The sequence below is a fragment of the Pseudomonas sp. FP215 genome (genome assembly GCF_030687795.1).
Classification (GTDB): domain Bacteria; phylum Pseudomonadota; class Gammaproteobacteria; order Pseudomonadales; family Pseudomonadaceae; genus Aquipseudomonas; species Aquipseudomonas salmasensis.
In genome coordinates this window covers 4,038,650-4,062,038 of the sequence record NZ_CP117447.1, presented here as the reverse complement: position 1 = coordinate 4,062,038, position 23,389 = coordinate 4,038,650, and the positions used below count along the sequence as shown (strand labels likewise).

Here is a 23,389-nt window from a genome sequence, read left to right as displayed (position 1 = left end):
GTTCTCCGGCTTACGACAGTTCCAAGGCCGGCGACTCGATGCCGCGTGCCTGGTCGATCTTCTCGGCGACCTTGAAAGCTGCTTCCAGCTCGGTGCAGCCGTATTGCTGCATGAGCTGGTAGCGCTCTGCCTTCTCTTCGGGTTCGGTTTGCGCGAGCGCGAGGTACAGGCTCGGCGGCACGGCGCGGAACAGCACTTCCATGCTCTTGGAGAGGATGACGCCCTCGGTGAATTTCCCCGCCTCTTTGCGCGCCGAAAGCATCAGCGCTTTCTGCGCGGGCGAGAGTTCGCGGAACCGGGCGATCTTCTCTACCTCGTCCGGCGGCATCGACAGGCAGATCCACCACTCGATCATGTTGAGCATGGGTTCCGCGGCGCGCGGCAGATCGTCGATATTCTGCGTCGCGAGCCAAAACCAGGCACCCAACTTGCGCCACATCTTCGTGATCTTCACGACGTAGGGCGCGAGCAGCGGGTTCTTGGTGATGATGTGCCCTTCATCGGTCACGTTGATGATCGGGCGGCCCAGGTACTGGTCGCGCTCGGCGATGTTGTTCACCGTGCTGATCAGGCTGATGTAGGCGATGGAAAGCTGCGCGTTGTAGCCTTCGCGGGCATAGGTCGCCAGATCGACCAGGGTGATGTCGGCCTCGGGCCACGGCGTGCCGTCGCGGTCGAACATTTCGCCATCGGTGCCTTGACAGAACATGTCCATGGCATCTGCCATCTCCAGCAGCCGCACGCGCCGCATCTCTGGCAGCGTTGGGTCCTGGCCGCGCTCGCGCAGCGCGTTGCGCACGTCGCGCGTGAGCACCGTGCGCTTCTCGGCCACGCAATGCTCGGCGGCGTCGAGGATGCACTGGCGGATGAGCGAGCGATCGGCCCGCGTCATCCGGGCCTCTTCTTTATCCTCGCCGCCGGTGATCATCAGCCGTGCGGTGATTTCCAACTCGCCGAGTACGTCGCGCTGCTCGTCCGCTTCCATGGCCGATGCATCGGGTGGCATGTCCTCGTCCAGCACATCGGCATCCAGCGTCTGCACGTCGCTCGGCGTTTCGATCAGCCGACGCGCGTCGGCGAACGGCGCCAGGCTGATGCCCGAGCCAGGGGCCAGCTTGACCCGGTTCACAGTCAGGCCCAGGCGCTTGGCGAAATCGCTGAACAAGCCGAAGCTGTTGCCGGCTTCCACGATGAAGAGGCGCGGCCGGTAGATGGCCGTGACCTGGTTCAAGAGGTTGTTGAGCGTTGCGCTTTTGCCGGAGCCGGTGGGGCCGAACAGGAACAGGTGCGCGTTCATCTGCCGATCCAGGCGGTTGAGCGGGTCAAAGGTGATCGGCCCGCCGCCTCGATTGAAGAACGTATTACCCGGATGGCCCGTGCCCTGGCTGCGGCCCCAGGCCGGTGAGAGGTTCGCCACGTGCTGGGCGAACATCAGTTGGGTGAACCAGTTCCGTCGATCCTGGCTCGGGTTGTAGCAGCACGGCAGCCAGCGCAGATAACTGTTCAAAGGCGCGACTTCATCGTCCTCGCGCACGGGCTGCAAACCGGCGTTAAGCATCACGTTCGCCAGATCAAGGCCGCGCCGGTCCAGTTCGGCTTCATCCCGGCCGCGCAAATAGAACGCCAGTGTTCCCCGGTACAGCTTGTGCGCGCTGCCGATCAGCGAGCGGGCCTCCTGCACATCCTTGAGCGTCTGTTCCGATGCCAGTGTTTCGCCGACTGCCTTCTTCGCCAGGTGGTTCAGGTGCGATTCGAGGATGTCCTGGGGGGTCGCCACCATGGTCAGACACATCGTCGTGTCCTCGGGCATCTGATCGAACAGCGTATTGATCGCATCGCCTTTGCGAGTTTCGCCAGTCAAATGCCCCGTGCCGGGCGGCATGCGCAGCCGGTCAGTGACCAGCACACGATGCGGCATGCCGTCGAAGTGCCAGGTGCCGTGCTCCGCGTCCGAACGTGGCTGGCTGAAGAAAAGCCGCTGGCTGAAATCCCGTCCGCTCGCCAGCTCGATCTCACCGTCTTCTGTCTCGTCGGGGTAGCGTGCCAGCGCATAGAAGCGTTCGCGGTCCTCGACCCCAGGGCCGAGCAGCGTGGGACGCGGGTTAAACCACCGCAGTAGCCAGTCATGGACGTCGGCCGCGACCATGCGCCGGGCCTGGATGCCGGCGTTCGCCAGCCCGCCACACAGGCGATCACAGACGATGTTCAGCATCTGCTCGGGCGTCTGGCCGCGGCGGCTCGCCTGCCCGGTGGCCCGGCGATAGACGACCATGCGCACGCGCCGCGTCTGGCCGCGCCAACGCAGCCGCGTGACCACCGTGTCCTCGAACAGCCCGCCCGGCTTCGCTACCGCGCGCAGGTGGTGTCCGAAGAAGCGAAGGTAGAACTCGGTGAAAGCCGTATTGCGGGCGCGCGGCTGCACGTAGTCGCGCAGGGTCTGCATGTACTGGTCGAAGCTGGGTTCGTCCTGGGCGTAGAGCTGGAGTACCCAGGGGTTCTCGTCCAGTTCATCGAACGAGTCCTGGAGCGCGTTCTCCAAGGCGTCGCGGGCATGCGCGAGCCAGCCGGGTTCCCGGCCCTCGGTGCCCAGCGGCACCAGCTCGTAGAATGCCGCGACCGATTGCCCGTCTTCCAGCAGCATGGACTTCGAATCGGGCAGGAACTCCACCCAGGGCAGGAATTCCGCGAACGACGGCGCGACGTCGTACAGCGCCTGCTCGTCGGCCACGGTCGCCGGCCTGCGGCCATGGACCGCCGTGCCGGGTTCTGGGATGCCGGCCTGGCGCAAGGCCTCGACGTGGCGTTGCCAGCCCTCCGGCCGCTCGTCATCGCCTGCGCCGGATGCGGCCAGCTTCGGCGCGGCCGACTTGTGCCAGGGGAGTTTCCAGCGCATCAGTAGTCCTCCACGCGCTCGCCCGGCATGGCGTACTGCACGCGCTGGTACAAGGGAAAAACCGTCGTATAGCCCGGCACGGGCACCGGGTCCGTGCCTGCCAGGTGCGGGTACACGTACATCACCAGGTCGGGATTCGGCAGGCGCTGGAACTGGCGATAGACCTCGTTGCGCGCTGTGCGCGTGTAGCGCATCTGCTCGGCGGGCGCGGCCTGTACATCCATCTCGGTCAGCGGCCGGCGCAGGCTCTGGCGCGCGTCGAGCAATTGCCTGCGTGCCACCTGGCCGGCGCCACCGCCGCCGTCACCGGCGTTCTGCTGCCAGATGTCCATCATCGTGCTGTCGCCGTGGGGCAGCAGCTTTTCCTTGCTGGTGGCGCAGCCGCCGAGCACCGCGACGGCAAGGGCCAGCGCCAGGCCCTTATTCAAGTTCGAGAGCATGGCTTTCTCCTGCACGGTGATCGACCTTGCGACCTTCGGGATCGAAATCGATGGCGAGCGGCTTTTCGAGGTGGACGGCGACCTTTGCGCCGGGTTGGACATAGACGGCGGCGAAGGCCTGGCCGTACAACTTGTTCACCCAATCGGCCATGTCGCGCACGCCACCGGCCAGGATGCGACCTACGGCCTCGTTGCTGGAAATGCCGACGCTGCCGATGGAACCGTCTGCGCCCACGTAGGACATCTGACCGCTGTCGCTGTCGATGAGCGAGGCCACGCCAGCACCCGCCGCGGTGATCAGCGCCTGCGAACCGAGGTACTGCTGGGCGTTGCTGCGCCGCTCTCCGCTGACGCAGGGAATGCCATAGGGATCGCTGATCCAGCCCAGGCCCCCACTTTGAGAGTTCTGCTGCTGGTTGTTCTGCTGGTTGCCGTCGCGGTCTTCGGGAATCGTCCGAATGGTCCCGTCATGGAACACAAAGGTGATGCTGCGCACCTGGCCGCGCACGCAAGAGAGCGTCCAGTCGCCCGAGGCCGTGCCGGAAAACACGGCGCCCGCCACGTCGGGAATGTCGATACCGTTTGCCGTGAGATTGTCGGGACCGACCAGGACTTTGAACGGATACGGATCGTTGACCGTACCGTCGATCGGCACGCGGCCGATCAGCGCCGTCATTGCCACCGATCCCATCAGCGTCGAGTTGGTCGGCACCGTATAGACCGGCTTGGCGCTCTTGACGCCTGCGGCGCGGGCGCCCGCGTTCGCCACGGTTTGTGCCGTGGTTTCCAGCGTGCTCTGCGCGGGGCCGAAGCTCGTCGGAAAGCTCATGCCGCCACCCGTGCCGCGACTGCCGTTACGCCCATCAGCGGGCTTCGCGTCGTCCGGCTCGACCCAGCGCACGCCGCCTTCCATGCCTGCCTCGTCGCCGTTACGCAGCCCCAGGCCCACGGGTAGATCGGCGTGGCCGCCGCCGCGCCCGCCGATGCCTTCCAGGCGCCGCTGCAGGTCGGCGAGCAGTCCCTCGGTCTGCTGGCGTTCGCTGGCTGCCTGCTGCTGGTCGCGGCGCAGGTTGGAGCGCTCGGTCTCCAGCGCCGAATTGATGCGCTGGTCGATCGAGTTCTCGCGTTGGCGCAGGCGCTGGTTCTCTTCGCGCTGGGACTTGTTGTCGGACAGCGCCGTCTGCAGTTCGGTGCGCAACTGCTTCACTTGCGCCACGAGCGTCGCCACGGTATCGCGGGGGGTATCGCCCTCGATGCCCAGCGCCTTCATCTCCTCCGGCGTGAGCTTGGCGCCGGCATCCGCAGCGGGCGGCGCCGACGAGCCTCCACCCGAAAACAGCCGGATGGCGACGAACAGCACCAGCAGGGCCACGGGGATCATTAACCACTTCAGGAGTCCGTTACTGCGCATGGCGGGCCTCCTTGTCGTCGGTGGCCTCGGCTTCGGGCTGCGGCAGATGCACGGCTGGGTCGAAGCGGTTGATCGCCGGCAGCAGCGATTGCGCGAGGCCGTGCCCCCGCGTCACCAAGTACAGGACGGTCGTGTCCTCTGGCGTCCCGCGCGGGCCGAGTGCTTCGTGCTGGAAGGTGGCGGTGAGGAAATCGCCCTGCAACACGCGCGGGTCCAGGGTGATCCAGCCGCCGCTGCTATTGGTGAGGCGCACGGCTGTGACCCACTGGTCTTCCAGACGCCACGAGGCGAGCGCAACTGCGCGCACCGGCAGCGTCGGCACCAGCGTGCCGAGGTCGAGATCGCGGCGCAGGTTCACCCGCATGACGCCCGGCAGCGGCTCCACGGTGCGCAGCGGTGCGTAGAGGTTCTGCGCGGCGAAGCGCGTCAGCACGACCGGAACCGGGGTTTCACGCCGCGCTGCCCGCGCGCCTGCCTGGTCCTGGGCGCGCGCCGGGGCGTCGTCTGCTCCGTCGGCTTGATCGCCATAGCGCGTCGGGGCGCTGTCGCCCTCGACGATGCGCACCGGCTCCAACTCGGCTTCGCCGTCCTTGGCCGGCTCGGCCGCGATATCGAGCAGAATCAGCGCGCCCGTGTCGGCATCCTGCAATTGCAGCCGTGTGGGCTCGATCGGCTCGCTCGCGCGCAGGTACACCGCGCCGCCCGCACTCTGCACCCGCAAGCGCTCGCCGACGCCCGCGGGCACGCCCACGCGGACGTTCCGGTTGATAAACACGACGCGCTCCTGCCCGACACGCAGGGGCACGGCCAGGGGCATGCGTTCCCAGCGAAGGATCTCCACGGCCTGGGCAAAAGGAGCCGAGGCGACGGCCAGCAGCCCCAGCAGTGCGAGTACAAGGTGCTTCATGGGGTTTCTCCTTGAGGCGCTTGCGGAGACAGGCCGCCAGGTGCCGGGCGCGACGGCTCCGGTGTGCTGATGCGCTGGGGCGCACCCTCGTAGCAGTCGAGCGCCAGGCCAAACGGATTGCGAGCGGGATCGATGTCCACCCGCGTGACTTTCACGGGGTAGCGCACCAAAGCCCGCTTGACTTGTTCCGCCCCGTAGTACTCGTCTGCGGTGATGTCCAGCGTCACCACCCAGTCGCGGTCGGACACCACGCGCACGCGCGCCGTGGGGTCGTCACCGTAGCCGCGACCGGGGATTTCGTAGATGCCGCGCACGCGCTGACGCAGCTCGCCCGTGGAGCGGCGATAGTCGTAGTCCGCCCGCAGGAAGGCCTGGCAGGATGGGGTGAGGTACGGCGAGAGCGTGTGGAGATTACGCGCATAGTCCTCTTCGCCATTCGTCGGCCAGCGGTTGAGGGTCTGAAACACGTAGAACGTGAACGCATAGACCGATTCGGGCGGCACTTCCCACCACTTGCGGGTACTGCCGGAGCGCAGATCAGGCGGGACGTGGATGGTCAGGTCGCGCGGAGCGCTCCACCAGCCGCCGCCCATGACCAGGGCGACGATGACCAGCGCGCCAGCACCCAGGCGAAGCGTCTTGATGTGCGCCTGCAGATGGGTGATCTCGTTCTTGAAGCGGCTCATCGTGCCCCCCTTGCAGCAGACCTTCGGGTGGTCCAGAAGCCGGAGCGTGAGATCAGCACATGGCCGCCCACCCAGCCCGCCACCAGCGGATAGCGCGTGGCGATGCGCCACTGGAGTTGCCGATACAGCCAGGTGTCGGGACGCCCACGCTTGAGGCGACGCAGGATGCCGCCCCCGATGAACACGCCGAAGGCCACGCCCAGCACGACGAACGTGGGCGCGAGCGCGATCGTGCGGAACACCCAGGACAGCGGCGCACCGACCAGCAGGCCGGCGGCGCCGGACAGGCCGCAGCAGATCCACAGCTCGTCGGCGGTGAGGCCGCGCACGACAACGGGATGGCGGTTGAGCCGGTGCGGAAGGAACGTGACCGTCCCGTCAGCACGGACGTGCTGCTGCTCGGACATACCGGCCTCGCCTTACAGGATGCCGGTGGCTTCGGTGAGCAGCCAGATGCCGATCACGAGCAGCACCGCGCCGATGGCGACCGTGAGGCCGAATTGGCCCCAGGTTTTGCGACCAGTGTGGATTTCCGCGTAGGTGCCGTAGGCGTGGTAGCACACGCCAATGAACATCGACGCCACAACCAGCAGGGCCACGAGCATGATGATGTCGTAGCCGTAGTTCCTGATCGTTTCCATGATGCCGTTGCCCGTGCCGCGGGTCGGGTTCTCCAGTTGCGGCAACCCCTGCGCGAACGACAGCGCGGGCAGCGCGGCGGCGCCCAGAGCCACGGTGGCGCGCTGGACAAAACGGGAAGTGAGGATGCGGTTTTGCATGGTCAGGCCTTTCAGGTCAGGAGAGGAGGAAGAAACTCAGGACGAGGTACATCGCGACGAAGCGGATGCAGACGCCGAGGAACTGGCGCTGGTTGAGGTGGCTCTCGGACCACCCCACGTAGGCCGTTCGGATGGCCCAGACGCCCCAGACGAGCAGGACCGCGAACACGACGCCGACCAAGACGGTCGCCATCGCGGAAGGCGCGATGCCGCTGTTGGCTTGAAATGCCGAGACCTGGGCGCCGTTCATGGCTTGACCTCCGCGGTCGTCGGCGATGGCTCGACGGCCCGCTCAGTGCGGTAGTCGCCGGCCAGTTCGGAGGGGTCGCGCGGCTGGGCACGCGAAGGTGAGAGGTGGGCCTGGATACCGGCGCGCACGCGCGCTAGGTCAGCCAGCAGCCGCGGGTAATCGAAGTGGTAGCGCTCTCCCGGCTGGATGGGGGCATGCGCGGCGCTGTCGGCGACGGTGCGCTCCAGCGCGTCGAGCTGGCGCAGCGCCGCGACCAGTTCCTGGCGCTGCGTGGGGGGCTCGGCCAACGCCATCGGGGACTGGCCCAGCAGGAGGGCCGTCACGAGAAAAGTGGGCACGCCGCGATGCGCGGCGCGCAGCCAGATCGGAGCCAACATCGCGCCATTCCTGTGAAATCAGCAATGGCTTGATCGTGGAGATCAGGGCTGCTTTAGGCCACAAACAATAGGAACTGGGGCCGACCGGATTAGGTGCGCAGCGATCCGCAAATACAGGAGCGAACGACGCTTTGTTCTACAGTGCGTCCCAAGAAGATGGCTGTCCAGCACCCGGCCACAAACCCAGGGCGACGAGCCGTTGTTCCTTATCAGGCCACTCTTGTTTGCTGCGGCATGCGACTGTCCATCGCGCCGCGGCAACGCTGGGCTGCTGAAGGAGCGCCTGGAAGTAGATCGCATCCACGGGGGACAGAGAGTGGCCAAGCACGACGACCTTCTGGATGGCTCCCAACGCCTGAAAAAACGTCCTATGCTGGGCGATCAGTTCCTCGGAACGCTTGAAGGTGGCTGAGAAGTAGTCGTCGATGATGTCGTTGGCTTCAGCCACCCGGGTATCGATCTCCTCGATATCCGGACGGTCGTTGAGCGAGGGGCGGGATTGGGGATTCCAGGCGTGGCCCAAGACCAACTCATCGTCTGCCGCATCGGATCGGCCGTGGATGTGCAGAACACGTGCCAGATCGATGCCATAGAGAGTGTCCAACGTGCTCGTGTAGTTGAAGGTCAGGAACAGCGCCTGTGGATCCAGCGTCGCAAGCCGTCGCGGGGCGGTGTCGTGTGTCGGGATGGGCAAGTCTCGGATCCATTCGGCAAAGCGCGTCCGAAGCCCCTTGGACAGTCGCTCGACGACGTTCCCCACCTCGTACTGAAAGTCGTGGTGCCCTGAATCACTCCAGTCCTCGGCACCATAGGCCCCCATGAAGTGCCCCAAGTTGTCGACCAGCATATCGGCATCCAGTTCAGCCAGGGCTAATTCCAAGTCGCACCAGTCGTCTCCGGCTGGAAGGTAGTCCTCGACCTCGCGATGAATGTCCCGGTCTGTGGCCAGGACATACTCCTTGAACTGTCCGAGGCCCGATGGAATGCCGTGCCACAGGTCGAATCCATTGCCGACTACATAAAGCGTGGTGGGGTGCACGGTGTGCTCCTTAGGTCCCAAGAATCCGAAGTGTCTGGGCATTGAAGGTTATGGTCGATATAGTAATATCAAATAGCGTAAATAACCCATTTGAGGAGTCAGTCATGAGCGTCGTTGCAGACCGTCTCGGCGTGTCGACCCTTGTGGGTACGCCCAAAGAGATTCAGGCTCAACTCGCTCGGTCGCAGGCTGACCACGTGCTGGTGGTGGCGTTCGACCACATCAAGCCCAGTGTTTTCGCGGCATTGGCGGAAAACTTCACCAACGTCGCTTCATCCATGTTCGAGGTGCTGCTTGAACGTCAGGACCGCGAATCGCTCGAACGGCTGGCAGAAATGCTCGTGCCGCGCAATCCGCTGTCGCCCCGGCTGCTCAAGGAAGCGAGCCTGCTGGTGCAGGCGCGTAAGGCGGTGTTGGAAAGTGGAGACTGGTTGACCGCCGCGAACATCGCACAACTCGCGGAACTGAGCACCCGGAACCCGAGCGCTCAGCCCAATAAGTGGAAGAAGCAACGCCAAATCTTCGCTATCAACCACGGTGGCATCGATTACTTTCCGGACTACGGGCTGGATCGTGACGCTGGTTTCCGTCCACTGAAATCGCTGGCCAAAGTGATTGAAACCTTCGAAGGACACAAAGACGGCTGGGGCATGGCTTATTGGTTCCGCTCCGAAAACAGCTTCCTGGGTGGAAATCGTCCCCAGGATCTACTCGCTTCGGCACCGGACCGTGTCATTGCGGCCGCTGTGGATGAAATTCTTGAAATGACCCATGACTAAGCGATGCGCCAATCTGCCCGCCGATGGCGAGCCACCTAGTGAACCATCCTCGGCCGCGTCTGAGCCTTCGCACAACGACGTCGGTGCCTACGATGCCGTGCTCGAATTGGCCGACAGGATCGGAGTGTCCATTGTCCAGGGGAAGAGTTGAATGGAATGCTTCCGGATCGATGAAAGTGGTTATACCGGCTTTGACCTGATGAACCCTGAGCAGCGGTTCCAAGGAGCGACGGCCATCGCCATTGAGGATGACGAGGCCGGGCGCCTGATCCGGGAGCACTTTCCCAAGCTTCAGGCGGACGAACTCAAGTACCGGGCGTTGGCTCGGCGCCCAGCCAATCACCCCCGTCTGATGGCGCTGCAGCGCGACTTGCTAACCGACCACAAGTGCGTGACCTACGTCTGCGACAAGCGCTACCTGTTGCTGCTGATGTTCCTGGACTACGCGGTCGAGCCGTTCTACTACGAGCGCGGCATGGACTTCTACGAAGACGGGCAGAACTACTCGCTTGCGTCGCTGCTGTATACGGTTGGACCGACGCTCCTCGGCAAAGGCGCGCTCGACCGGCTGTTGGTCAGCTTCCAGCGCGCGGTGAAGGAAAAGAGCTCGGAGGCGCTTGGGAACCTGATCGATGCGGCGTGCGCATCGCGCTGGTGGGAACTGCCGGAAGCGCTTGGCCCGCTTGCGCAGTTCGCTGCCCCTGAATGCCTGAAGGCGATCGTCACGCCGGGCGTCAACACCGATGCTGCTTTCGTGGTGCTGCAGTCCCTGGTCAGTCGGATGGAAATCATGGCTGACGGCCCGTATCGGGTCGAGCACGATCAGTCCAAGAACCTGCTCACTTATCACGACCTGCTGCAGCGGTACATCCGCCATGAGAAACCGATCACGTTTCGTCAATCGGAGATCGCCAGCATCACCTTTCCGCTCAAGCTTCAGTCCGTGACTCAGATCGATTCAAAGCACAGTCCTGCAGTGCAAGTGGCGGACGTGATGATCGGCGCGGCCATCGAAGCGGCGAATACGCTTACCGGACAACGCGCCGGGGTACTGGATGCCGAGAAGGTCATGGCGCTGTACGCCGATCATCAACTGATCCATATGCTGCCCTCGATCGACTTCGAGGAGCAAAAGCGTTTCCGTCAGGGATCCCAAGCGGGGCAGGTCATCGACTATTTTGCTGAGAACTTCCACAAACCGTAATAGCGAATGGAAGCATGACCCGCCTGTGCCTACTGCGCTGGCGACCGATCAACATCATCAAGGACGCCATCGAAGCGTCTTCCTGTGTAGAGGGGGCTGCATGGCAAGCATTCATTCGGAGTACCACCGCTTCTTGGCGCACTTGGCGCAACGCCAGGTGCATGACGACGTGTGCCGGCTCGCGCATCTGGTGCTTGATCACCTGCAACCTCTGGCTGAAGTTGGTGCAGCGCGCCGTGGACGCTCCACCCGCATGGCGCCACTGGCCGTCGCCCATTTGGCGCAGATGCCGGTCGCGTACCAGGGAGATGGCCACGGACCCGAAGTCGGGCCGGCGCTGGGGCGCCTGCGCCAGCTTGAGGTGGGACCGTTTCGCGGATTCATGCGGCAAGAGACATTCGACCTCAGCCACGACATCACTTTGGTCTATGGCGCCAACGGTACCGGCAAGAGCAGCTTCTGCGAGGCGCTGGAAGTGGCGATGCTCGGCTCCATCAGCGAGGCCCAAGTCAAGCGGGTCGACCAACGGACATACTGCAACAATGCCCGGTTGCGTCGCCATGTCGCGCCCGTCCTGTCTTCCGGAGCACCAGACCAGGCCCAGGCTGTGCAGCCCAACGAAGCGGAGTACCGCTTCTGCTTCATCGAAAAGAACCGCCTCGATGACTTCGCCCGCATCGCGGCGCGTACTCCGGGCGATCAGCGGCAGCTCATCGCTACCTTGTTTGGCGTGGATCAGTTCAGCGACTTCGTGCGCGGCTTCAATCCCGCGCTCGACCAAGACCTGATGCTCGTCGGCGCCCAGGCTACTCAACTCGCGCAGCGGCGCTTGCAGTTGGCGAACTCTGAACAGACGATCGCTGCTTATCCGCAAAAGATCGCGGCGGTGGAGAACTCCGAGCAAGCGCTGGCGCAACGAATGTCGCCCGGCGCGACGTACCAGGCTTGCGTTGACTGGCTGCTCGGCACACCGGAGCAGCAAGGGCGGCTGCCGTACGTCCAGGCGCAACTGGTTGCCGTCCCACCTGCCGTTCATGAGGTGAGCCAAGCGCGGCTGCAGACGCTGCTGGATGAGGCTTATCACCTTCAAGGCCTGTGGCAGGCGGCCACCGGACAGCTTTCGGCGCGTGCTGGGGAAGTGTCGTACGCTAAGCTCTACGAGGCTGTGCTGGCCTTGACTGACGGGGCGACCACCTGTCCCGCATGCGGAACCGGATTGGCTGCTGTCGCACAGGATCCTTTCGCCAAGGCCCGCACGGGCCTGGAGCAGCTCGCGCAGTTGGCCACCCTCCAGCAGCAGGAAGCCGGCCTACGGACGCAGTTGAGCGAGGCGGTGCGGGCGCTGTGGGACGAGATGCGTCGGGTAGTCGCGGTTGGCGCAAACGCTTGTCCTGCACAGTTGCAGGCAGCAGGCCTGCCTCCATTGCCGCCTACCTCGACAGGCGCCTGGCTTGGCGCATGGGTCGATGGCGACCGGCGTGCCTGGAACGCTCTGCTGCAGGTCACGGAAATCATCGAGCGCGCCGACGCGCAAGCCCGCGAAGCGCATGCCCTGCGCGGGGCGCTGGCCCGGGAGCGGGACGCACTGGACCAGCACCGGCTGGAGATCGAACGGCTGCGGACCATACGCATGACAGCCGACCAAGAAATGGCCGCTGCCCGCCAGACCGTGGCCCAATTTGACGAGGCGAACCGTGAGTTGATCGAGTCGGTCGCAACCGAAGTGCCGGTAGTCGCGCACCACCTGCGGGTCAAGGCCGCCTACGACGGCTTCTTGCCCGAAATCCAAGCCTACTTGGCCGCATTGCCGGGCGTGCTGCTCCAGGGCCTCGGAGAACAGGCACGCAATCTGTACAACGCATTCAATCGTGCTGATCCGCCTGGCGACCTCTTGCACGCGTTGTGGCTGCCTGTCGCCGAAAACGGCAAGATCGAAGTAGAGTTCACCGGTGAGCCTGGCGTGCGCTATGACGCGCTGGTGGTCTTCAGCGAAGGGCATATCAAGTGCCTGGGTCTGGCGATTCTGCTGGCGAAGAACATCGCGCAGGGGTGCCCCGTGGTCATTTTCGATGACGTCGTCAACGCGATCGACGATGACCATCGTGACGGAATCTGGCGTACCTTCTTCGAGGATGGCTTGCTCGTCGGCAAGCAGGTCATCCTCACCTCACACGCCGAGGAGTTTCTGCACCGGATCCAGCAGGAATTGGGCGCCCGGCGGGCCGGGTCCATCAAGCGCTACAAGTTCCTCCCGCACCAGGGCGAGCATGAGCTGCGCGTTGACAGCGATCCACCGACGAAGAACTACGTCCTGTTGGCCCAGCAGGCGTTGGCAGCCGATGAGAAGCGTGAGGCGCTGCGCCAGGCGCGGCCCGCGCTGGAGAGTCTGACTGACCGTCTCTGGACTTGGCTGGGCCGGCGAGCAGATGGGCGCATCGAACTCAAGCTAGGCGGGCCACGCTCCCCCTGGGAATTGAACAACAAATGCGCAAAGTTGAGATCAGCCGTCGATCGCATCTCCGCGCAGCATGCTGGCGCGCCAGACGTCGTTGTCGCTTTGACCCGGCTGCTTGGTGTTGGTGCAGGAAGCATTGAATGGGGGTGTCTCAACAGCGGTGTCCACGATTCCCAGCGAGACCACGAGTTCGACCGCTCCTTAGTGAGAGTCATTGTCGAATCGATTACGGCGTTGGACGCTGCGTTAGATGTTCTGCAGAACCGATGAGCACTACAGCCACGCGGGACAGCATTCGCCTAAAGGTATTTCTTGAAGCTGCCCGCGGTCAGGCTCACGGCCAGCCCCAGCAAGGCGGCGCTCGGCAGCAGAATCAGCAGTGGATGCACCGAGATCGGCAAGGCCAGGTACGTGACCCAGGGCAGAACGGCCAGCGGCATCAGGCTTGCTTTCGCGCGGTGGTAGATGAAGCCCGATTCGCGGCCCGCGCCGAACCGGCGCACGTCCCTCCGCACTAGGCCGTCGATCAGGCCGACGAATGCCGCGGTGAGGATCAGCGGCAACGTGAGCACCAGGACCAGCAGGCGCACAAGGAAGGTCAGCGTCGTGAAGGCTGCGGCGATCAGGTAGCTCTCGGTCCAGACATAGGCCTGGCTGATGTAGTAGCGAAAGTTGCGTGTCTGCCCGTGGCTGGGTGCACGGGCGCGCTCGGCGGTCTGGCTCATGCGCTCCAGCAAGCCCGAGCGCACGAACACCCATTCGTATCCGGTATCCACCAGCTCGTGCGCCGTGCGCCCCGGTTCCTGCACGACCACGCTGCGCGTGAAGTGGTTGGACAGGTGCCCCAACTCGTACTGCAACATCTGCTGGGAGTGTCGCCAGCCCTCGTCCTTCCAGAACAGGTGCATTCCGACGCACTCCACGACAATGGAGAACAGCAGCGAGCCGATCAGCACCCCCAGCAGCCGGAACGGCAAGGTGATGGTGCCGACGATCAGGCCTTGGCGCTGGTTCTGCTCCCGCTGCGCGGTCGAGGCGGCATCCTTCATGGCGAGGCCTCATTGCCGGCGCTGTCGTCGGTGGCCACCGGGCCAGGTTCGGCCGCAGCGGCATCATCCAACAGGTCGTCGGGCAAGGCCCCGTCCTGCAACGCCGGGGAACTGGTGAACTCCCACCACTGCGTGGCCTCGCTGTAGCTCTGGCGCATGTAGCCCGCCAGTTGTTGCAGATCCTGCGGCATGACCTCATCGGGGTCCGGTGCCGGCAGCGGCATGCGAACCTTCCAAAGCTGGCCGCCCTGCAACAATGCGAAACATTGGCCCTTGGGTAAGGCGACGACGTGCGACGGCTCGATCATCGGCACGCTGGACATGCTGATGCGGTCCTGCGTGTTGCTGGTGAAGTCCGTCGCGCCGCGGATGTCCGAGCTGTCGGTCGCGCCGGAGACGATGGTGGTCGTATAGACCTCGACCTTCGGCAATTGCCGGGTCAGCAGTTCGGCGGTGGCCGTCTCCCTGACCCTCAGCATGAACAGATTGTTGAAATTGCCAATCACTTGACCCGCTTTGGCGCGGTTCCCGATACGGGCCTCGATGTCCGAAAGCGTCTGCGTGTACGCGGTGACCTGCAGACCGGCGCCGCCGCCTTTGTTGATCAGCGGCACGAACTCGTCACCCATCAGTTCATTGAATTCATCCGCGTGGACGTTGATCGGCACGCGCGTGCCAGCCGATGCGCCCGGCAGGCCGTCATCGATCCCGTGCTTGTAGATATGGCCTGCCACCGAAACGAGATCGCTGAACATCGAGTTGCCGACCGCTGCGGCGACCTCGGCATCGGATAGCGCGTCCAGGCCCACATAGACGACTGCGCGCTTTCGGATGACCTGCATCCAATCGAAGATCGGGCGGGGGTCGGCCAGGTCGGAATAGTTCGGCGCCAGAAGCTGGGAAATCTTCCCGCTGGTGAGCTTCTCCAGCAGCGGCAGCAAAGACGCGACGATCTTGTCGAAATACGTCTTGTCGTAGCGAACCGCCGAGCGCAGGCCGTCGAGCACCGGGTCGTAGTTACGGGCCTGGGATAGGTACTGCTCCAGCGCCACCACGCGCTTCTCGCGCCCAATCATGTTGCGCGGGATGTTCTTCTCGTTGAGCTTGGCCTCGATCTGGACGATCACCTCCCAGGCTTTGGGCTCGGTCTTGGCGAAGTAGTGCTGGGCGTACTCGATGAACAGCGCGTCGATGTTGATGACGTGCCGCTGGATCAGCATGTAGTCCGGGCGCTGCCCCAGTTCCACCAAGGCGCGGGCAATGATGTTGACGAAGCGCCACGCGAATTCCCTGAAGGCTGCGCTGTTGCCTTCGCCGGAGAGCTGCCCCGCGATGCGGGTGGCGACTTCCGAGATGCGACCGAATCGGCCTACGGCGTTGTAGCGTGCCGAAATGTCCGGCCACCCCAAATGGAAGACATAGAACTCGCCTTCGCGGCCCGCGCGCTTGGCCTCGACATACATCCGCTTCAGGAGATCGGCATCTCCTTTGGGGTCGATGACGATCACGACCTCGTGTTCGCCCGCGGCGTTCCTCCGGCGGATGTCTTGAGTGACGAAGAGTTCGGCCAAACGTGTTTTGCCCACCCTTGTCGTTCCCAAAACCAAGGAGTGGCCCACGCGCTCACCCAGCGGCAGGCTGACGTCCACCTCGTCGGGTTCGATGCCGTGCAGGCGCGGCAGGCCGCCCACTGGCGGCAGCGGCCGCACCGGATTGAAAGGCACGTCCCAGCCGGTGAGTTTCGATAGCCGGGACAGCGGGAACGGCGCGAACTCCAGCCGTTCCTCCAGGCGCCGGGCCAGCCGATAGGCCGGCGTCGGCTCGACGTAGCGCCGAAACTCTGGCCGGTACGTCTGCATGAGCCTATGGGTGTGTTTCTGCTCCCACAGAAAGCCGCGTCCCACAAACAGACGTTGCTGGCTGACCGGCACGTCCTTGCTGGTCATCACGTAGCGCGGCAGGCGACGGATGTTGCGCCGGTAGCACAGGATGACGCGGGCATCGCGGTAGCGGATCGCGCCATAGGCTCCGAACGCCAGCGCGCTGCCGACACCCATGGCGGGGCTCAGCGCGAGCGACCACGGGGCCACCAGGGACAGAAACGCGGCGCCTGCACACGCCGCGACGGTATATAGCTCCACCGCTGGGCGAAGCAGAACCTCGACCGGCTGTTTCCCCGACATGGCTTCATTGCTCGATGCCGGTGGCCGTGACTAGCGCCGGGTAGTGCCGCAGGCCCAAGCGCTCGGCCAAGTCGTCGCCGGACACGGGCGCAAGCGGCACGCCGGACGCCAGTGCGCGCAGCCGCGCCAGGCCTTGCACGGTCTCGACGTTGACCACCAGACCGACCGCGCCGCGCTCGCGCAATGAGGCTGCATGGCGGCGCAACCAGGCCTGGGAAGCCTCGTCGTCGCCCACGACCACGAAGGGACGCAGGCCCGGGGCCTCGATCACCCGCCGCGCGACGGTGCCGGGCGTGAGCTTGGCGCTGCGCACCGGCAACATCGCGGCCTCATCCGCCGGCGTGGCCGGGATCTGAGTCGCAGGGATGGGCGATCGGGCCGGAGTGTTGGCGCGCGGCTGGAGGCTCAGGGCTTCGTAGTACGGCAGCGCCGACGTGCCGCCACGGTCTTCGACCAAGATCAGCGGCTCGCCGGCACGCGAGGCCAGCGGCAGACCCGCCAGCAGCACGAGCAGGCCTTTCGCCGCGAGATGGGCCAGATGGGATTTCGTCATGGGGTGGTCTCCTGGCGCGCGGCGAGGACCGCGGCGGTTGGGCGCGTGCCCTGCACGCGGGCGAGGTGGCGGGAAACGCTCCGCCGGTAGCGGGCTGCGGGCTCGCCCCCCGCGGGGCGGTGGTAGCGGCCGATCGCCAGCAGCCAGTTCTCCCCCGGGATGTGCTGCTCCTTCAGGATCTCGGAGGCGATGGCGAGGTTGCGGTACGGATCGAGCAAGTCGCACGGGCTGGTGAAGCGGTGCTTGTGGTAGCCGAGGTTGATCTGACCCAGGCCCGCGTCGATGCGCGTGTGCGGCGTGGAGCGCATCGCCTGCTGCAAACCGGCGCAGGCGTCGGCGCGGGTCGCATAGCGGCGCGATTGGCCGGCGACGTTGAGGGACCACGGCCACGGGACGATGCGTCCGTTCCGCCGGATGCCGCTCTCCTGCAAGGCCACGGCGTAGAGCACCGTGGAGGGAATGCCCGCACGTTGGGCGGCAAGCTGATAGGCCGGAGGCGGAACCTCCTGGGCATGGACGGCGCAGGCGTACAGGCCAGCAGCGATCACCAGTACGCGAAACCGCGCCGTCAGGGCTGGCGCTGCCATTGGCCGTTCACCTCGCGCACGACCGCGGGCAGATCGCCGGGCAGACCCAGCGACAGCCAGCGGCCGCCGTCGTGGTTGAGCGTGATGGTGCCGCTGCGCACCCGTGTCGGGTCGATCTGTGCGCGCTTGGCCCAGTCGCGGATGCGCGCGTCGTCCTGGCGGCTGCCGACCATGTACAGGTCGAACTCGGTACCTGAGGATTGCAGGCGTTGCACGAGCTGTCCGCAGGCCGCGCAGCCGTCCTTGACGAACACCGCCGTGCGGCCGCCGCCGCGCACTGCGCCGCCGCTGGGTTTGTCGTCAGGCAGGTTCACCCGTTGCATGCCGGGGTTCAGGCGCTGCCAGGCTTCGTCGTAGGCACGTTGATAGGCAAGCAGCTTCTCGACGCGGCGCGCTTCGATTTGCACCTGCAGTTCTGCGTAGCGCCGCCGTTCCTCGTCGGTGCGGGCCTCGATGCCCAGGGCGGACAGAGGGTCCAGGTTAGGCGAATAGATGCCCAGCGGCCCGTCCATCAGCTCGCGGTATAGCGCCCATTCCTGCGGTTGGAGGCCCCAGTCGCCTGCTACCTGGTCGTCCGGGGTTCGGGCGACCAGCGGACGCTCCTGGTTCTGCGCATTGCGGGCCGGGGCGGTGACCGGCTGCTGCGCCCAGGCGGGCAATTGGGCGGATGCCAGCAGGAGCGCGGAAAGGATGATCGACGGATTCATGTGGTGTGCTCCGGTCAGGGAATCGCCACGCGACGGGTCTGGTTGCCGGCCTGGAACACGGCGGTGTTGCCCTCAATCGCCTGTAAGTGCCACGGGCCGAGCGCATCACCTGGCAGCAGCACCTGAAGCTGGTCAGGCGTGAAGTCCGCACTGCTCGGCGCAACGGACACGCTGCGCTGGCCAGCGCGCAATTCGGCGCCGACGACGCGGAACGGCAGCGGCGGCGGTTCGGGCTTGGCGGCGGCCTTGCCCGATGCGCGCGGCTGGGCGGGTGCTGCGGCGCGCGGAACGGGCGCAGCGGTCTGGCGCGCCTTGATCTGCTCGACCTCCGCGCGCAGCGCCTGAAGGTCGTCGGCAGCGGCATAGCCGCTCAGCGTTTTCTCAACCTGGGCAGCGCGTGCTTCCAAGACTTGGCGGGTGTCTTTGAGGTCTGCCGCCGTTGCGACGGCCGAACGCTGCTGGATGGCCTCGATCGACTCGACCAGGCCCGCCGCCCGGGCTTCCAGGCGTTGCAGGCGGGAATCCAGCCGTTCCTGGTCGGCCTGGTCGTTCATGGTCTGGTAGCCCAAGGCTACGAAGACGCTGAGGCCGATCAGCCAGAGCCACAGAAGGCTCTGCACCATCACGACGGCGGCCGGGCGCCGGGCAGACTGTGGGGCGCTCATGGCTGGCCTCCCGAAACCGAAGGCTCCAGCGGGAACGTCTGCACCGCCTCGGCGGCGGGTGGCTCGGATGCGGGTTCGATGACCGCGCTGTCGGCGGGCCGTTCGAAGCAAATCTGCCGTGCGCGATCATCCGCGTGCAGTTCCCAGGCCGGGCCAGCCAGTGTGAGCAGCGCATCGCGCAAGGTCATGGGGCCGAGGTGCAGGTGCGCCGCCGGCAGCGGCAGCGCGTACAGCTCGATTACCGCGTGCGCCGTCTGGCACAGGCTGTAACCGCTGCGCTTGAGCACATGCCGCAGCCCATCGCCGACGGTGGCGCGGGCATCTTCGGGCATGGACACGTCGATGGTCTGCAACAGCAGGTCGCGTTGCGCCGCTCTGGGTGCCAGCTCGACCAGCGTGTAGCGACCGTAGCGCACGACGGGGATGTACTCGGGCGCCTCGGGTTCGGGCGTGGCCAACACTTCCTCGATGGCATCAGGTGCGGGCGGCGCAGTCGTCGTAGCGCAGCCGCCAGCCAGCACCGACCAGAGCAGGCCGAGGACTCCTGCCAGCAGGCGGCGTTCGGGATGGTGAAACCAAGGTGGAGAGGGGCACATAAGCTCGGCGTCCTGAAACAACGAGCCCTCACCATCGCCGCTAAGGCCCGGGGCAGCAGCAAACAATGCGAACCACGCTGCGTCCGATTTGCCGGCAGCGGTCTAGTCGAACAAAAGCGGCCTTGAGGGCGCCGAAACGGAAAAGCTCAGTCGCGGTCGGCGGATGGAGGCCGGCCGCTTGACTGCTACTATTTGTTAAAACACCAGTGGACGGGGGCGTAAATGAGGGTTTCTCGGGTCAGGTTGATCAATTTCGCCAATTTCTCGGATGTTGATGTCGAGACGGGGGAAAGTATCGTCATCGTGGGAGAGAACAAGGTTGGCAAGAGCAATTTCATTCGCGGCCTGCAGTTGATCCTTGATCCGGGCTTGTCTGAACGCGATCGACAACTGGGGCTTGAACATTTCTGGGACGGACTTGGCGAAGACAAGGTTGGTGCGACCATTGAGGTCTCTGTGGATCTAACGGACTTCACAAACGATCCCCGGCTGATGGCTCACCTCAACGATTGCGTGATTGATCCTGGCCCACCCATGGTGGCCCGACTCACCTACCGCTTCCAGCCTAAGGCGGGCCTGGGGCGCGCCCCGGAATCGTTGAAGGACTATGAGTATGTGATCTTCGGTGGCAACGATCCCGAAATGCGTATCGGCGGCGCACTTCGCCGGATGTTGCCAATAGATGTTCAGGTAGCCCTGCGTGACGCTGAGAAGGACCTTGCGAGCTGGCGCAATTCGCCATTGAGGCCACTCATTGAGGATCTTGCCGCGTCGTTGGATGATGACGCCCGTGAGGAGATTCAGAATCAGGTCGACCAAGCACAGCGAGAGCTGGCTGGACACGAGGAAGTGGTAGCGACAGCAGAACGGATCAGCGAACGGCTGATCGCAATCGCCGGGGGGCAACATGCTGTCCCGGTATCGCTCGGACTTGCACCTACACGAGTGGATGCATTGCTGCGTAGCCTTCGGCTGCTTATCGACAACGGTGTTCGCGGTGTCGGCGATGCCAGCCTAGGAACGGCGAATCTGATCTTCCTGGCCTTGAAGAGCCTCGAACTCGACCGTCTCGTCTCCGAGGGGGAGCGCGACCACACATTCTTCGTCGTCGAGGAGCCCGAAGCGCACCTGCATCCGCATGTCCAGCGTCTTGTCTATCGCTACTTTCTCGGCACAAGAGCGGAAGATGAGGACGAAGCCCCTCCACTGACGACAATTCTCACTACTCACTCGCCGCATATCGCAAGCGTTACACCGATTAGGTCCATCGTTCTCCTGCGTCATAACGCAACGGACGGGAAAACCGTCGCGGTTTCGACCGCGAACACACCTTTCACACAGAGGGATGAAGACGACCTCCAGCGCTACATCGACGTCACTCGCGGAGAAATATTATTTTCCCGGGGAGTGATTCTGGTTGAAGGGGACGCCGAGCGCTTCATCATTCCCGCGTTCGCCGACGCCCTCGGGATTCCTTTCGACATACTTGGAATCACTGTGTGCTCGGTCGGGGGGACGAACTTCACTCCTTATGTGAAGCTTTTGGGCCCTAAAGGGCTAAATATTCCACATGTAATTTTGACAGATCGCGACCCGGTCAATGGCAAACCTCCACTAGCCCACAGGCGATTAATTAATCTCTTAAACGAGGTCGATGACGAATATGGTTACGATGACCTGGATATAGATGAGGTGCTCAAATACGCCGCAGAGTTTGGATACTTCGTCAACGAGAGCACGCTGGAATCCGACCTATTTGCCGCCGGAATGACCGAGGCGATGAAGTCGGTAATCGAGCAGGAGTTGCCGCTGAGGCAAGTCACCCGGGACGCATTGCAAGAGTGGGTGGATGATCCGGATCAGGTCGATGAAGACCGGCTGCTGAAGTTGATTGAACGGATTGGCAAGGGGAGATTTGCACAGGCACTTGCGCCGTCGGTGTCTGAGGACGTTTGCCCGGCCTACATTCGCTCTGCGCTGGAGCATATCCGCGATGCCGTCGCGTAACGTCGGTACAGCCTACCTGGCGCAGGCTGCCGAGTTGGCTGGAAATCCAGGGCAGTTGGCAGCTTACAACTCTCAAGGACATTGTGTGGTACTCGCTGGTCCCGGGAGCGGTAAGACCAAGACACTCGTCCTAAAGCTCGCCCGCATCCTGGCCGAAGACGTCGAGGCCCCTCGTGGCGTTGCGTGCATCACTTATAGCCAGGAGTGCGCTCGCGAACTCGCTCGCCGAATTGAAAACTTGGGACTTCAGCAGGCACCTAATCTTTTCATTGGTACGGTCCATGGGTTCTGTCTGCGTCATCTCTTGATGCCGTATGGACGCCTGGCCGGCCTGCCCATATCTTTCCCACTTTCGGTAGCCACTCAACGAGTCAGTGATCGGTTGTTGAAGCAAACTGGAGATGCGCTTTTCGGCCAGAACCATCCGTACAAAGTTATTGACCTCGGGCGGCATCGCCGTTCCGTGCTCAATCGAAATAGCGTCGCTTGGCGTAGCGAGGAGGAACTCGCTGCCTGGGCCGAGGCCTACGAGGCCGCTCTGCGCGACGAGGGGCTGATTGACTACGATGACATGGTTGTCTTCGGCCAGCGTTTGATCGCCGAGCACGACTGGGTACTACCTCTGGTTCAGGCAAAATTCCCCGTGCTCGCGGTGGATGAGTACCAGGATTTAGGCGTGGCACTGCATCGCATCGTCAAACGCCTTGCCTTCGACGGGGGTGTCCGACTTTTCGCTGTCGGGGATGCGGATCAGTCGATATATGGATTTACGGGAGCTGATGGCGCGTTGCTCATGGAATTGGCGGCTCGCAGAGACATTGAGCCTGTCCAGCTTCAATTAAATTACCGTTCTGGTGCAGGGATCGTGACTGCGTCAGAGATGGCGCTTGGAGAAGCCCGAGGCTATCAAGCGAGCGATCCTGCGCGACAAACGACCATCGAATTTGTCCTGCGCCCGGGTGGTATGGCGGACCAGGCTGCGCACGCCGTCGCGCAGATCATTCCGGCGGCCTTAGCCTCCAAGCCGGGACGAACACTGGGCGATATCGCGATCCTATACAAAGACTATCGCGCAGGCGATATCGTGGCTGAAGCTGTGGCAACCGGTGGTCTCGATCACATCCGTGTGGATACCGCAGCACCTTACCGCAAGGTTGCCCTAACAAGTTGGGTAGAAGATTGTGCGGCGTGGTGCGCGGGTGGCTGGCGTGTTGGACGCCCACAATTGCGTGGACTACTCGACCGCTATCGCGCATTTCATCGGGCGAGCTTGGACGATTCACAGGCCAAGCGCGAAGAGCAAGAGCTAACCGCCTTGCTATGGGAGCTGCGTGCTGACCAGCAACCTGCGCGAGAATTTGTTGCTTCGCTGCGCAACGGTGTAGTGGATCATCTGCTGGCGGCTGAATTGGCGCTCGCTGATCAGAAGGAGCAACTGGATCGCATGACGGCAGCGCTCGCTGAAGGCGGTGCACTGGCTTCGCTAGACATCACGAGTTTGGGCGGTCGGGACGGTTCGCCCGATCACCTGAATCTGCTGACACTGCATTCCGCAAAGGGCTGTGAGTACGACGTCGTCATCATGGTTGGACTCGACCTCGGAAATCTGCCGTGGCGCAATGAAACTCCAGAGAAGTTGCGCGAAAGTCGCCGGCTCTTCTATGTGGGACTCACACGTGCTCGCGACGAGGTCCACATGCTGTATTCGGGCTTCGTTGATGGCCGCTATGGCCCTATGCGCTTTGGGCGCTCGCCATTCCTTGATGAGCTGGAGGCGCGAATGCGTGCCGCTGGCATTTGAGTGTGAACCCGGGAATCTGGA

Annotated in this window: 22 protein-coding genes; 5 read left to right on the top strand and 17 right to left on the bottom strand. The window is 64.0% G+C overall.

Going from position 1 to position 23,389, the window contains the following annotated elements:
* Nucleotides 1-10: 10 nt before the first annotated feature.
* The 10 genes from PSH76_RS18275 to PSH76_RS18230 all read right to left on the bottom strand — a co-directional run bounded on the left by PSH76_RS18275 (nt 11) and on the right by PSH76_RS18230 (nt 8,782).
* Nucleotides 11-2,893: a conjugative transfer ATPase gene (locus PSH76_RS18275; RefSeq protein ID WP_009876609.1), complete on the bottom strand. Its 2,883-nt coding sequence runs from the start codon at nt 2,891-2,893 to the stop codon at nt 11-13.
* Complete coding sequence (locus tag PSH76_RS18270; protein ID WP_003158644.1) at nt 2,893-3,333, bottom strand: TIGR03751 family conjugal transfer lipoprotein; 441 nt, start codon at nt 3,331-3,333, stop codon at nt 2,893-2,895. Before PSH76_RS18270 ends, PSH76_RS18275 begins: the two co-directional genes overlap by 1 nt.
* Nucleotides 3,314-4,744, bottom strand: a complete 1,431-nt coding sequence (locus PSH76_RS18265; protein ID WP_011871453.1) for a TIGR03752 family integrating conjugative element protein — start codon at nt 4,742-4,744, stop codon at nt 3,314-3,316. Before PSH76_RS18265 ends, PSH76_RS18270 begins: the two co-directional genes overlap by 20 nt.
* A complete protein-coding gene (locus PSH76_RS18260) occupies nt 4,734-5,651 on the bottom strand; it encodes a TIGR03749 family integrating conjugative element protein (RefSeq protein WP_009876606.1) in 918 nt (305 codons plus the stop codon). The genes PSH76_RS18265 and PSH76_RS18260 overlap by 11 nt, the downstream gene beginning before the upstream one ends.
* Complete coding sequence (locus tag PSH76_RS18255; RefSeq protein ID WP_009876605.1) at nt 5,648-6,337, bottom strand: PFL_4703 family integrating conjugative element protein; 690 nt, start codon at nt 6,335-6,337, stop codon at nt 5,648-5,650. Before PSH76_RS18255 ends, PSH76_RS18260 begins: the two co-directional genes overlap by 4 nt.
* Complete coding sequence (locus PSH76_RS18250) at nt 6,334-6,744, bottom strand: TIGR03750 family conjugal transfer protein (protein WP_003158639.1); 411 nt, start codon at nt 6,742-6,744, stop codon at nt 6,334-6,336. The genes PSH76_RS18255 and PSH76_RS18250 overlap by 4 nt, the downstream gene beginning before the upstream one ends.
* A 12-nt stretch (nt 6,745-6,756) precedes the next feature.
* Entirely contained in the window at nt 6,757-7,116 is a 360-nt protein-coding gene (locus PSH76_RS18245; protein WP_009876604.1) for a TIGR03745 family integrating conjugative element membrane protein, read from the bottom strand.
* Nucleotides 7,117-7,132: 16 nt separating this feature from the next.
* Nucleotides 7,133-7,366, bottom strand: a complete 234-nt coding sequence (locus tag PSH76_RS18240) for a TIGR03758 family integrating conjugative element protein (protein WP_009876603.1) — start codon at nt 7,364-7,366, stop codon at nt 7,133-7,135.
* Nucleotides 7,363-7,743: an RAQPRD family integrative conjugative element protein gene (locus PSH76_RS18235; protein WP_009876602.1), complete on the bottom strand. Its 381-nt coding sequence runs from the start codon at nt 7,741-7,743 to the stop codon at nt 7,363-7,365. Before PSH76_RS18235 ends, PSH76_RS18240 begins: the two co-directional genes overlap by 4 nt.
* A gap of 136 nt (nt 7,744-7,879) precedes the next feature.
* A complete protein-coding gene (locus tag PSH76_RS18230; protein ID WP_017514686.1) occupies nt 7,880-8,782 on the bottom strand; it encodes a bacteriophage abortive infection AbiH family protein in 903 nt (300 codons plus the stop codon).
* Between the two features lie 104 nt (nt 8,783-8,886).
* Here PSH76_RS18230 and PSH76_RS18225 point away from each other — a divergent pair, with 104 nt between their 5' ends.
* The 3 genes from PSH76_RS18225 (at nt 8,887) to PSH76_RS18215 (ending at nt 13,490) form a co-directional block, all read left to right on the top strand.
* On the top strand, nt 8,887-9,561 hold the full coding sequence (locus PSH76_RS18225; RefSeq protein ID WP_011871451.1) for a hypothetical protein: 675 nt from the start codon (nt 8,887-8,889) through the stop codon (nt 9,559-9,561).
* A 151-nt stretch (nt 9,562-9,712) separates the two neighbouring features.
* The gene (locus PSH76_RS18220) at nt 9,713-10,765 is read left to right on the top strand and encodes a DUF3800 domain-containing protein (protein WP_011871450.1); all 1,053 of its coding nucleotides are present in this window, start codon (nt 9,713-9,715) and stop codon (nt 10,763-10,765) included.
* 100 nt (nt 10,766-10,865) lie between these two features.
* Nucleotides 10,866-13,490, top strand: coding sequence for an ATP-binding protein (locus PSH76_RS18215; RefSeq protein ID WP_011871449.1), 2,625 nt, complete (start codon nt 10,866-10,868; stop codon nt 13,488-13,490).
* 29 nt (nt 13,491-13,519) lie between these two features.
* On the opposite strand, the gene PSH76_RS18210 is transcribed toward PSH76_RS18215, so the two are convergent.
* The 7 genes from PSH76_RS18210 to PSH76_RS18180 are packed head-to-tail and all read right to left on the bottom strand — an operon-like array spanning nt 13,520 to nt 19,560.
* Nucleotides 13,520-14,269: a TIGR03747 family integrating conjugative element membrane protein gene (locus PSH76_RS18210; RefSeq protein WP_009876598.1), complete on the bottom strand. Its 750-nt coding sequence runs from the start codon at nt 14,267-14,269 to the stop codon at nt 13,520-13,522.
* Nucleotides 14,266-16,452, bottom strand: a complete 2,187-nt coding sequence (gene traD, locus PSH76_RS18205) for a type IV conjugative transfer system coupling protein TraD (protein WP_011871448.1) — start codon at nt 16,450-16,452, stop codon at nt 14,266-14,268. Before traD ends, PSH76_RS18210 begins: the two co-directional genes overlap by 4 nt.
* A 4-nt stretch (nt 16,453-16,456) precedes the next feature.
* Nucleotides 16,457-17,005 carry an integrating conjugative element protein gene (locus PSH76_RS18200; RefSeq protein ID WP_009876596.1) on the bottom strand — a complete coding sequence of 183 codons (549 nt, stop codon included), beginning with the start codon at nt 17,003-17,005 and terminating at the stop codon, nt 16,457-16,459.
* On the bottom strand, nt 17,002-17,592 hold the full coding sequence (locus tag PSH76_RS18195; protein WP_009876595.1) for a transglycosylase SLT domain-containing protein: 591 nt from the start codon (nt 17,590-17,592) through the stop codon (nt 17,002-17,004). Before PSH76_RS18195 ends, PSH76_RS18200 begins: the two co-directional genes overlap by 4 nt.
* On the bottom strand, nt 17,574-18,299 hold the full coding sequence (locus PSH76_RS18190) for a TIGR03759 family integrating conjugative element protein (protein WP_009876594.1): 726 nt from the start codon (nt 18,297-18,299) through the stop codon (nt 17,574-17,576). The genes PSH76_RS18195 and PSH76_RS18190 overlap by 19 nt, the downstream gene beginning before the upstream one ends.
* A gap of 14 nt (nt 18,300-18,313) precedes the next feature.
* The gene (locus PSH76_RS18185) at nt 18,314-18,964 is read right to left on the bottom strand and encodes a hypothetical protein (RefSeq protein WP_009876593.1); all 651 of its coding nucleotides are present in this window, start codon (nt 18,962-18,964) and stop codon (nt 18,314-18,316) included.
* Complete coding sequence (locus PSH76_RS18180; protein ID WP_020924956.1) at nt 18,961-19,560, bottom strand: PilL N-terminal domain-containing protein; 600 nt, start codon at nt 19,558-19,560, stop codon at nt 18,961-18,963. Before PSH76_RS18180 ends, PSH76_RS18185 begins: the two co-directional genes overlap by 4 nt.
* Nucleotides 19,561-19,803: 243 nt before the next feature.
* Between PSH76_RS18180 and PSH76_RS18175 the strand changes: the two genes are divergently transcribed.
* Nucleotides 19,804-21,567 carry an ATP-dependent endonuclease gene (locus PSH76_RS18175; protein WP_134315833.1) on the top strand — a complete coding sequence of 588 codons (1,764 nt, stop codon included), beginning with the start codon at nt 19,804-19,806 and terminating at the stop codon, nt 21,565-21,567.
* On the top strand, nt 21,554-23,368 hold the full coding sequence (locus PSH76_RS18170) for an ATP-dependent helicase (RefSeq protein ID WP_020924957.1): 1,815 nt from the start codon (nt 21,554-21,556) through the stop codon (nt 23,366-23,368). Before PSH76_RS18175 ends, PSH76_RS18170 begins: the two co-directional genes overlap by 14 nt.
* Nucleotides 23,369-23,389: the final 21 nt, after the last annotated feature.

Excerpts from the sequence above, each read along its gene's own strand:
- traD (WP_011871448.1), bottom strand. The coding sequence starts at position 16,452 with ATGTCGGGGAAACAGCCGGTCGAGGTTCTGCTTCGCCCAGCGGTGGAG.
- PSH76_RS18275 (WP_009876609.1), bottom strand. The coding sequence starts at position 2,893 with ATGCGCTGGAAACTCCCCTGGCACAAGTCGGCCGCGCCGAAGCTGGCC.
- PSH76_RS18270 (WP_003158644.1), bottom strand. The coding sequence starts at position 3,333 with ATGCTCTCGAACTTGAATAAGGGCCTGGCGCTGGCCCTTGCCGTCGCG.
- PSH76_RS18245 (WP_009876604.1), bottom strand. The coding sequence starts at position 7,116 with ATGCAAAACCGCATCCTCACTTCCCGTTTTGTCCAGCGCGCCACCGTG.
- PSH76_RS18255 (WP_009876605.1), bottom strand. The coding sequence starts at position 6,337 with ATGAGCCGCTTCAAGAACGAGATCACCCATCTGCAGGCGCACATCAAG.
- PSH76_RS18200 (WP_009876596.1), bottom strand. The coding sequence starts at position 17,005 with ATGACGAAATCCCATCTGGCCCATCTCGCGGCGAAAGGCCTGCTCGTG.
- PSH76_RS18215 (WP_011871449.1), top strand. The coding sequence starts at position 10,866 with ATGGCAAGCATTCATTCGGAGTACCACCGCTTCTTGGCGCACTTGGCG.
- PSH76_RS18265 (WP_011871453.1), bottom strand. The coding sequence starts at position 4,744 with ATGCGCAGTAACGGACTCCTGAAGTGGTTAATGATCCCCGTGGCCCTG.
- PSH76_RS18260 (WP_009876606.1), bottom strand. The coding sequence starts at position 5,651 with ATGAAGCACCTTGTACTCGCACTGCTGGGGCTGCTGGCCGTCGCCTCG.
- PSH76_RS18210 (WP_009876598.1), bottom strand. The coding sequence starts at position 14,269 with ATGAAGGATGCCGCCTCGACCGCGCAGCGGGAGCAGAACCAGCGCCAA.
- PSH76_RS18240 (WP_009876603.1), bottom strand. The coding sequence starts at position 7,366 with ATGAACGGCGCCCAGGTCTCGGCATTTCAAGCCAACAGCGGCATCGCG.
- PSH76_RS18220 (WP_011871450.1), top strand. The coding sequence starts at position 9,713 with ATGGAATGCTTCCGGATCGATGAAAGTGGTTATACCGGCTTTGACCTG.
- PSH76_RS18185 (WP_009876593.1), bottom strand. The coding sequence starts at position 18,964 with ATGAGCGCCCCACAGTCTGCCCGGCGCCCGGCCGCCGTCGTGATGGTG.
- PSH76_RS18250 (WP_003158639.1), bottom strand. The coding sequence starts at position 6,744 with ATGTCCGAGCAGCAGCACGTCCGTGCTGACGGGACGGTCACGTTCCTT.
- PSH76_RS18180 (WP_020924956.1), bottom strand. The coding sequence starts at position 19,560 with ATGTGCCCCTCTCCACCTTGGTTTCACCATCCCGAACGCCGCCTGCTG.
- PSH76_RS18235 (WP_009876602.1), bottom strand. The coding sequence starts at position 7,743 with ATGTTGGCTCCGATCTGGCTGCGCGCCGCGCATCGCGGCGTGCCCACT.
- PSH76_RS18195 (WP_009876595.1), bottom strand. The coding sequence starts at position 17,592 with ATGGCAGCGCCAGCCCTGACGGCGCGGTTTCGCGTACTGGTGATCGCT.
- PSH76_RS18170 (WP_020924957.1), top strand. The coding sequence starts at position 21,554 with ATGCCGTCGCGTAACGTCGGTACAGCCTACCTGGCGCAGGCTGCCGAG.
- PSH76_RS18225 (WP_011871451.1), top strand. The coding sequence starts at position 8,887 with ATGAGCGTCGTTGCAGACCGTCTCGGCGTGTCGACCCTTGTGGGTACG.
- PSH76_RS18190 (WP_009876594.1), bottom strand. The coding sequence starts at position 18,299 with ATGAATCCGTCGATCATCCTTTCCGCGCTCCTGCTGGCATCCGCCCAA.